8 protein-coding genes and 1 pseudogene are annotated in these 9245 nt (G+C 69.7%); 2 read left to right on the forward strand and 7 right to left on the reverse strand.

Annotated elements, in window-relative coordinates:
• Position 1: 1 nt before the first annotated feature.
• Both ACIPW5_RS38675 and ACIPW5_RS38680 read right to left on the reverse strand, forming a co-directional pair.
• Entirely contained in the window at positions 2–2311 is a 2310-nt protein-coding gene (locus ACIPW5_RS38675) for an FtsX-like permease family protein (RefSeq protein WP_401255850.1), read from the reverse strand.
• Positions 2308–3018 carry an ABC transporter ATP-binding protein gene (locus tag ACIPW5_RS38680; protein ID WP_401255853.1) on the reverse strand — a complete coding sequence of 237 codons (711 nt, stop codon included), beginning with the start codon at positions 3016–3018 and terminating at the stop codon, positions 2308–2310. Before ACIPW5_RS38680 ends, ACIPW5_RS38675 begins: the two co-directional genes overlap by 4 nt.
• A 137-nt stretch (positions 3019–3155) precedes the next feature.
• On the opposite strand from ACIPW5_RS38680, the gene ACIPW5_RS38685 reads away from it, so the two are divergent.
• A complete protein-coding gene (locus ACIPW5_RS38685; protein WP_401255856.1) occupies positions 3156–3995 on the forward strand; it encodes a sensor histidine kinase in 840 nt (279 codons plus the stop codon).
• Positions 3992–4717, forward strand: coding sequence for a response regulator (locus tag ACIPW5_RS38690; protein ID WP_401255859.1), 726 nt, complete (start codon positions 3992–3994; stop codon positions 4715–4717). The genes ACIPW5_RS38685 and ACIPW5_RS38690 overlap by 4 nt, the downstream gene beginning before the upstream one ends.
• Before the next feature lie 910 nt (positions 4718–5627).
• On the opposite strand, the gene ACIPW5_RS38695 is transcribed toward ACIPW5_RS38690, so the two are convergent.
• From ACIPW5_RS38695 to ACIPW5_RS38715, 5 genes and pseudogenes are all read right to left on the reverse strand, one after another.
• Positions 5628–5807, reverse strand: a complete 180-nt coding sequence (locus tag ACIPW5_RS38695; RefSeq protein WP_401255861.1) for a hypothetical protein — start codon at positions 5805–5807, stop codon at positions 5628–5630.
• Between the two features lie 13 nt (positions 5808–5820).
• Positions 5821–6180: a hypothetical protein gene (locus ACIPW5_RS38700; protein ID WP_401255864.1), complete on the reverse strand. Its 360-nt coding sequence runs from the start codon at positions 6178–6180 to the stop codon at positions 5821–5823.
• Positions 6181–7012: 832 nt separating this feature from the next.
• On the reverse strand, positions 7013–7414 hold the full coding sequence (locus ACIPW5_RS38705) for a hypothetical protein (RefSeq protein ID WP_401255867.1): 402 nt from the start codon (positions 7412–7414) through the stop codon (positions 7013–7015).
• A 292-nt stretch (positions 7415–7706) separates the two neighbouring features.
• Positions 7707–8996 carry a hypothetical protein gene (locus ACIPW5_RS38710; RefSeq protein ID WP_401255870.1) on the reverse strand — a complete coding sequence of 430 codons (1290 nt, stop codon included), beginning with the start codon at positions 8994–8996 and terminating at the stop codon, positions 7707–7709.
• Between the two features lie 78 nt (positions 8997–9074).
• Positions 9075–9245: pseudogene (locus ACIPW5_RS38715) on the reverse strand (IS5/IS1182 family transposase); the annotation flags it as partial.

The following is a 9245-nucleotide window of genomic DNA, read 5'->3' on the forward strand; positions in this document are numbered from 1 at the left end:
TCTACTCGGTGTGCAGTACCGAGGCGATGGTCATCCGGGCCGCCGACCTGGCCGGGACCAGGGCACCGAGGACCGCGATCACCACACCTGCCAGGAGCATCGTGGCCAGCTGCGGCGCGTGCCACACGTCCTTCATATACGCGGGGAAGGCGATCACTCCGACGTGGTCCACGACGAGCCGGTGGGCGGCGATCCCGAGCGGGATGCCGAGTAGTCCGCCGACCACGCCGAGCCCGGCGACCGAGGTCACCATCATCACCACCACCTGCCGGGGGGTCATGCCGATCGACTTGAGCATGCCCAGGTCCCGGCGCCGCTCGCGAGTGTTCAGCAGGACGGTGTTGAAGACGCCGAGCGAGGCGACGAGGGTCAGCAGCACCGTGAACACCGTGGAGAAGGTGATGACGGTGGCGGTGCCGGCGTTGGCGGAGTCGAGGACCGAGGTGTGCAGGGCCGGGTCGAGCGCCGCGACCGCCTCGGTGTAGGCGCGCGCGTCGGCGCCGGGGGCGAGCCGCACCGTGTACTCGGTGGCGTGGGAGCCCGGTGCCAGCTCGGTGTAACTCTCCCACGTGGCCTCCAGCGCACGGGCGTCGCCCTCGATGACCTGGCCCACGACCGTCGCGATGATCTTCCTGCCGTTCAGTTCCAGCGTGACCCGGTCACCGAGCTTCAGGCCGCGCTGGGTCAGGAAGGCCGGCCCGGCCACGATCTCGCCCGCCGCCTTCGGCGCCCGGCCTTTGACGATGGTGTGGTCGTACACGGAGTTGTCGCCGCGGTAGAAGTCGGCGAAGACGGGCTGGTTCTGTCCGGTCATGTTCGCCTGGGACAGTGCGCGGGCCCGTACGCCCTGTGCGCCCGGCAGGGAGCGCAGCCGCTCCTCGATCTGAACGTCACCGAGGCGGGGTGGGGTCCGGTCGTTGCCCGACCCGCCGGTCGTCACGTGGATCCGGGCGCCTCCGTCCTCCCGCCCGACCTCGCCGTACGCCAGCAAGGTGCTGGTCAGTCCGGTCGACAGGGTCGCCGTGGTGACGCCGAGGACGATGGCCGTCATGGTCAGCAAGGTGCGGGCGGGGCGGGCGAACGGCTGGCCGAGGCCCAGGCTGACCGGGCGGGGCAGCCGGGTGGCGCCGAGCATCCGCTGGACGCGCAGCCCGCGCCCGGTCCGCGGTGCGCCGCCCGCGCTGATCGACTGCGCGGCAGGTAGCCGGTGGGCTCGCAGGGCGGGGACCAGCGCGGCAAGCAGGACGAGGGCGGGCATGCCCACGAGGCAGGCCACGGACGCCCACGGGCTGATCTCGCCGACTGAGGCCCGGCCCACGTCGATGCCGGTGAACGCGACCTTCAGGATCGGTCCGGCCAGCGCGTTGCCGGCCAGCGTGCCAAGGACGCAGCCCACGAAGGCCGGTACGGAGAGCATCGTCAGGTAGACGGCGACGACCTGGTTCGGTGTGAAGCCCAGGGCCTTGAGCACCCCGATGTGCCGGTATCCGGAGACGACCGCCCCGCTGACCACGTTGCCGACGATCAGGGTGGAGACCAGCAGGCCCAGGACGCCGAAGAGCGTCATGAACGGGAGGTAGGCGTCGGCCAGCGCGGAAAAGGCCTGCTTGAGGGTGAGGTAGGTCTGGGTGCCGGTCAGCGCGTCCCCGGGCAGTCCCGCGGTGGCCTTGGACAGCGCGGTGCTCAGTTCGGCCTCGTTGGCGGAGTCCGTGAAGCGGTAGAGCATCTGGGCGGAGGTCGGGTTCAGGGCGGTCAGCTGCTCGGGCGAGACCCAGGCGCTCGCCGACTTGCTCATGCTGGTGGCGAATCCGACGACGGTCAGCTTCGTTCCGCCGGGGACCTCCAGCTTGGTGCCGAGGAGTTCCGTGCCGGGGGAGCCCTGGACGGACCAGTTGACGACGATCTCGCCGGGCTTGGTGGCCCAGTGGCCCTCAAGCAGTTCGATCCGGTCCACGGGGCCCGCCGGATCGGCCCGGCCCACCACGCTGAGGGTGCCGCCCGCCATCCAGAGCCAGTCCTTGGGGATGTCGACTACGGCCTGTCCGAACGGTCCGGCCGCGGCTTCCACCCCGGGCTGCCGGGCGGTCCGTGCCAGCTGCTCCTGGGAGACCTTCGTGGTGTCGAAGGACGCCGTCGTATGGGCGCCGCGCTGTTGGGCGTAGGCCTTGTCGAAGGGGCCCGAGGCGGCGGCCAGCAGCCCCAGTGCGAGCAGGACGGTCGTGGTGGAGCAGAGGACGACGAGCCCGATGACGAAGGTCTGGAGCCGGCGACGCTTGACGGCCGCGCGTGAGGCTCTCCATACGGCGCTCACGCGGTCGCCTCCAGCGCGCTCTCGCGGCCAACCCGGCCGTCGGCGACTTCGACCAGGCGGCTGGCGCAGCGGGTGGCCAGCTGCGGGTCATGGGTGACGATCAACAGGGTCTGGCCGATCTGGTTGAGGTCGATCAGCAGGTCCATCACCTGTTCCCCGGAGCGGCTGTCGAGGGCGCCCGTCGGTTCGTCAGCCAGCAGCAGCGCGGGACGGTTCATCAGAGCCCGGGCCACGGCGATCCGTTGCCGCTCACCGCCGCTGAGCGTCGCCGGATAGTTGTTGCGGCGCTCGGCGACACCGAGTTCGTCCAGGAGCTCCAGAGCACGGCGGCGCGCCTGCCGGGCCGGGGTACCGGTCAGCTGCGCGGCCAGCGCCACGTTGTCCAGGGCGGGCAGATCGTCGATGAGGTTGAAGAACTGGAAGATCATGCCGACGTTCCGCCGCCGGAACAGCGCCAAGCCGGTCTCGTTCAGTTTCCCGAGGTCATGCCCCTGTACCTCGACCGTGCCCGAGGTCGGCCGGTCCAGGCCGGCCACCATGTTGAGCAAGGTGGACTTGCCGCAGCCGGAAGGGCCCATCACTGCGACCGCGTCCCCCGCCCTGATCTCGAGCGACAGGCCGTCCAACGCCTTCGCGTCGCCGTACTCCTTGTGTACGCCGTCCAGCCGCACCACCACTTGCCGGGCGCCCTCATGATCCGTTGTCATGCCTCGAACCTAGGCCGGGCCCGGCGACGGGGCGTCACCCCCCGGATGTATCCGACCGGGGAGGTCATCCCAGGGATGTACGGAGCTGGATCCGGGGCCGAAGCGGGGGCGCGCCGGACACCTGCGAAGATGACTGGGTGGGGGAATCCTGGACGATCTGGCTCGTCATCGCCCTGGCGGCGGCAGTTGGCGCCGCTGGGTGGCTGTACGTGGCGGCGGCGCGGGCGCGGCGGCGGCACCGGGAGGCCATCGAGGAGCGCGGCTGGCTGCTGGAGCGGGAGCGCGAGAGCGCGACGCGGACCGCGGTCGACGCCGAGCGGGCCAGGATCGCGGCCGAGCTCCACGACATCGTCAGCCACAACGTGAGCCTCATGGTGGTCCAGGCCGGGGCCGCCCGCGAGGTGCTGGCCACGATGCCCGAGGAGGCGGCCGCGGCGATGAGCGCCGTCGAGACCGCCGGGCGGAACACGATGACCGAGCTGCGGCACCTGCTCGGCCTCCTCGCACCCGCGCAGAACGGCGACGACGAGCCCTACGGTATGGACCTGTCACCGCAGCCGAGCCTGAGCCGGCTCAGCCCGCTGATCGACCGGATCGCCTTTGCCGGCCTGGCCGTCGAGATGCGCATCTCGGGTGAGCCGCGCCCGCTGCCGACCGGGATCGACGTCACCGCCTACCGAATCATCCAGGAGGCCCTGACCAATGCCCTCAAGCACGGGGACGGAGCGAAAGCCGAGGTGACGGTGCGATACGCGGACCACTACCTGCGCGTCGAGGTGCTGAACAGCGGACCGAGCGTCCTGTCGGGCAGCAGGCCCGAGCGGAAAGAGCCGGTCACGGGCCAGGCGGACGGAACGGGACGCGGGCTGCTCGGCCTGCGGGAGCGGGTCGCCGTCTACGGCGGCGACCTGGACGCCCGCCGCCGCCTCGGCGGCGGCTACCGCGTCCGCGCCCGGATCCCGCTGGACCGGCCGTGACGACGCGCACCGAGCCCGCCCCGCGCGTCGTGATCGCCGACGACCAGGAACTGGTCCGCACCGGCTTTCGCCTGATCCTGACCGCCCGCGGCATCGACGTGGTGGGCGAAGCGGGTGACGGGGCCGAGGCCGTTGCCGCCGTGCGGAGGCTGCGGCCCGACGTCGTGCTTATGGACATCCGGATGCCCGTCATGGACGGCCTGGAAGCCGCCCGCCGCATCCTCGCGCAGGCCCCGGACTGCCGGGTGATCATGCTGACCACCTTCGACCTCGACCAATACGTCTACGCCGCCCTCGCCGCCGGAGCCAGCGGATTCCTGCTCAAAGACGTCACCCCCGCACATCTGGCCGCCGCCGTGCGTCTGGTCGACACCGGTGACGCCCTGCTCGCACCCTCGATCACCCGCCGCCTGGTGGAACGCTTCGCCCCTAGCGCCCCCAGAACCGGTTCGGGCCTCGCAACCCCAGCCGTCCACCGAGACCTGGCCGCACTGACGCCGCGCGAGCGCGAGGTGCTGACGCTCATGGGCCGGGGACTTTCCAACACCGAACTGGCGCAGGAACTGACGCTCAGTGAGGCGACAGTGAAGACCCACGTGGCCCGGATCTTCGCCAAACTGACCCTGCGCGACCGGGCCCAGGCCGTCGTCCTCGCCTACGAGACAGGACTCGTCTCACCGGGCGAGTCCGCTGACAGCGCCAAGCCGTGGGGGCGGAGTTGAGCGTCGCGCGGTGCCCCGAGGGGAAGCGCGCGGCCGCGGTGGCTTCAGCGGAGCGTGGATGCGGCACGCTGACCGGCAGTCCCAAGTCGAGCCGCTTGTCCATGGCGAGTTCGAACAGAACAGCGCGGTCAGTCCGCACCGGTCCTCATCGCTCAGCCTCTTCGCCCATGCCGGTTCGACCAGAATCTGCTGCACCAGCAGGGTGTCGACGTGCACGAGCGCGGACTGGAGCAGGTGCAGCACGAGCATCGACGTTTCGGCGTGCTCCCTGTCCGGCCCGGTCAGAGCGCCGTCTTGCCGTAGTGGAGCACGGTGTTCGCGCTGATCCTTGATCGCCGACCACGAAAGCCTCATTCGCTCCGGACTGCGATCCGTCCTCGCGGCACCCGACGAAATCGAAGTCGCCGGTGAGGCGGCCGACGGCGCCGAAGCCATCCGTACCGCGCTCGCCCAGCGGACGTGGTCATCCTCGACCTGCACATGCCGAAGGTCAGCAGCATCGCGGTCACATCGCAACTGCTCCGGCTGGAGAAGCCGCCGGAGGTCCTCCTGACGACCACGTTCGACACAGACGGCCAGCCGATCCAGGCACTGAACGCCGGGGCCTCCGGCTCCTCCTCGGAGACAGCACCGGCAAGGAGCTGGCCACCACCGTGCACAGTGGCCGCCGGCGCCACCGTCCTGTCACACGACATCATGGCCCAGGTCCTCAGCCGGTCGCAGTCCCGCACCCCGCAGGGCAGCACGCCCGACCGTGGCCAAAGAGGCCAGGCACGCCCTGGACTGATCCGGGGGTTGCCTGGCCTCTCACCAAGGGGCAGGAATTCAGATGGAGAAATCAGATAGGCATCAGAATAGGCTTGCGCCGGATTTCGCTGCCCCTCCATTGGGAGCCGTGGTCAAGAAACAGTTACTTAGACATCTCGTCGACTTTCTTGCCACGAAGAGAGTCGACTTTCCCTAGGGTGAAGGCGTAAATCCCCGCGAGGAGGAACGTCGCCAAGTACTGGCCCCACATGCTGCCGTCGAGAACCCAGTTCACCAGAACAACCACGCCCGCCCAGAGGGCAGTAAACGCTATCTTGACCATGGAATCCCCCGTCCTACGCGAGAGCGGCCAGGCACCCCGTGGCGCCGGCGACGACCGTCTTGGAAACGATGTCCTTCGCGACATCCTTACTGATGAAGCGGGCGACGATCAAGGCGCCCGCTCCCCCGATACCACCCTTGACCAGGCAGTCCTTGACCATCTCGTTCATCCTGACGTGAGTCATCAGGTACTCACAGTCCCGCTTGCTCTTGGACATGATGCACTTCGATCGAGCCTCCTCGATCGCGCTCACCTGAACGGACTGGACTACGGGCTGAGGGCCCGAGTCAGCGTGCGCCACACCGGCGCCCCCCACTAAAACCGAACCCCCGATAATGGCAGCCAAAACGATGCCAGAAACAATCTTCTTCATGAAGAAGTTCCCCACTTCAAATTTTCAGCACGCATCGCAGACATGCACTGCACTTCTTCGGTCGACAGGGAATCTATCCCTCCGATCGTTGACCAAGTAACCCACTTGAGGAAACTTTGAGCTTGATCAACATCAACCTCCATAAACCCGCCACCAGAAGAAGAATTCCCGCCAGCCTGGCAAAATCAGGCCACTCCCCAGACCGGAACCAGAGCCAGCACTCGCCGGCTTCGGCCTCCAATGGGCTCGATAGGCGAGGTCTTCGCTGCCTGGGCATCCGACCGAGCTCCAGTACCGCCCCTTGCACCGGCTCGCCCACGAGAGCCGGACCGGAGGGGCAGTGCGCGGACGCGGGCCCCGGCAAGACACGGTGCAGGCAAGAACCTGACCGACAAGGCGGCCCGGGCGCAGGGGTTCCGTCGACCCGGAACACCCCGCGTAGCCGCCCCGGCTCGCGGGCCAGCCCCAGAACCAGACAAGCCGGGCCTCGCCCTTCTCAGCCGACGGCAGCACTACCGCGGCCGAAGGACAAAACAGCGTCGGCCGTCACGTGTCCAGGCGCAGCCGCTTGAACCTGACCGGGTGCCGGTAGATGCCTCCGCAGCCGACGGCCCGGTCGGCGCCGATCTCCGCCGCCGCCTGCAGCCAGACCAGCACCGCGTGCAGGACGTCACGGCCCCCACGCTGCCGCGAACCGCACCCCGGCCCAGGCGTGCACGGGGCCGGCCGCGGCCAGGTGCTCGCCGACCTGCCGGACCGGTTCCGGGGACAGCGCGACCGGGCGGCCGAACACGCGCGGCCAGGCGTGCTCGTTGTGGCGGCCGAGGCCCCCCTACCCCGGCCGCCGGGCGGCCGTACCCCGCAGGCCGGCCGGCCAGCCCAGCGTCACCCTCAGGCCACCCGACCCTGACCGGAACCGCTCGACCAGCCGCACCCGGCCCCTCACCGCCAACGGGACCGTCCCCGGCGCCGTCAGCCGGCCCAGCGACGCCCCGAACTCCCCCGCCGTCAGGGCGGCCAGGGCGTCCTCGTCAGTCGACCAGCCGGACAGCACGTCCTCCCCTTCGGCGTCCTCGGCCAAGACGAGGTGCGGGCCGTCGAGCCGGAACCGGGCCGTGCGGCGCCCCGGGCCCACCACGGTCAGCGACGCCGACGGCATCCCGATGGGAACCCCAATCTTGTCGTGAGCGAGCAGCCAGGCCACGACGGCCGCGCGGTCGAACCGCGGATGCACCTCAATACCTCTGGCCGGGGCGGGGAAGTCGGCGTAGCGGCGGCGCCAACTCTGCACCCCAGCCCGGCCCACCCCAACCACCCTCGCCACCTCCCCCAGCAGCGCCCAGTCCCGGCCCAGGACGACCGGGCAAGGGTGATGAGAGGTTCTTTGGAATCGGCCATCGCCACTCATCACCTGACGTGCTCTGTTCTTTCAACTGAGTGAGGAACGGAAACCAGCGCCTCACAATCCGGGAGCAGGGCCCCGCGTTTGTGCAGCGTGCGTGTCGCGCTGAACAGCCGTGTCGCCCTTACGTTCCTGAGCGCTCCTTCGCTCGCGGCGCGGTGCTTTGGGCAGTGCGGTGCGCTCCAACGAAGGACTGCAGGGCTTCCTGCGTGTGTGGAAGGCCGAGGTCTTGCAGCCGGTCGGCGGACGAGCGGATGAGCCAGGGATGCCGGTGGCCGGCGAGATCGCCCAGCAGCTGCTGCTGCGCCGCTGTCAGGTCGGCGTAGTGGGGTGCGGGGTGCGGCTGAGGAGCGGGGAAGAGCTCCTCGATCGCTCTGCGGGTGCGGGTCCCGTGGCAGTCCCAGAAGATGCGGGGCAGGCACGCGTCGAGTGCCTCGTGCACGGCGGCCGGGTCCGTGCCGGGTGGCAGGGCGTGGAGGGTGCGCTCGATGTGGGCGTGGAGGTCGCCCCCGAAGTAGTCGGTTACGCGGTCGAACGGGTGGCGGGCAGCTGCGGTGAGTTCCGTGACGGTCCGGCCGAGCAGGCCGGGGCCGACAGCGGCTTCGTCGAGGCCGGCGAGACGGATGAGGGCGGTGGCTGCGGCCCACCGCATCAGCGGGTCTGCTGCATCCAGGTACGGGGTGATGTCCTCGACCGTGGAAGCGGGTCCGAGGAGGCCTGCGGCGAGCAGCGCGGTGGCTGCGGTGACCGGGTCCTTCTCGTGGGCGGCAAGGGAGAGGAGGCGGGGCAGGGAGGTGGTGGAGAGTTCGGGGAACCAGGCCAGGAGGTAGGCGATCCGGGTCCGCAGGCGTGCGTCATCATCGTCGAGTAGCACGAGGAGGCCGGGGAGTTCGGCGAGGACGGCGTCGTATGACTGGAGTGCCGACCACCGGGAGTCGGGCGAGTTGCCGACGGCCACCCAGTCCCGTGCCTCCTGCAGCTCGGCTCGCTGGTCGGCGTCCATCGCGGCGGCCAGTTGCTCCTCGTACCACGCCAGAAGCTCTTCGGGGGAGACCTCCGCCGCGGCCGCACGCCACCCGGCCACGTTGATGCCGGTGGTCACGTCGTACTCGTCGTGCCAGTCCACGGCTAGGCGGGTGAGCAGCCACATCGTGTCCTCACGGGCGGCCCCGGGCCCGGCGACGGCGATCCTCGCGAGGAACGGCACGGCGAACGGAGAGGCCGAATACCGGCTGCCCTGATGAAAGATGCTGCTGAACAGGTACCTGAACGCCTTCTCCCGCGCCTCGTCGTCGCTCCCGCACAGGGTGCGTATACGCCCTGGAACGTCATCCGCCGACTCGTAGGCGTGCGACAGGCCGGCCCAGTCCACATCGTCCAGCCCCGCGAGCAGCTTCTCGTACTCGTTGATCATCGAAGAAGGATCGCAGGAGACACTGACACGGCCGCCGCGTCCGTGTCGACGGCGAGCTCCTAGGCAGTTTCCTTCGGATCACCTTGCGGACCAGATGAAGATGGCGGCGAGGTGGAGTCCGGCAAGGTAGATGGTGGCGGTCTTGTCGTAGCGAGTGGCCAGGCCGCGCCACTGCTTCAGCTTGTTGATGCACCGCTCGACGGTGTTCCGCTGCTTGTAGGCCTCACGGTCGAAGGCCGGCGGACGGCC

This window comes from Streptomyces sp. NPDC090077 (assembly GCF_044747545.1).
Taxonomy (GTDB): Bacteria; Actinomycetota; Actinomycetes; order Streptomycetales; family Streptomycetaceae; genus Streptomyces.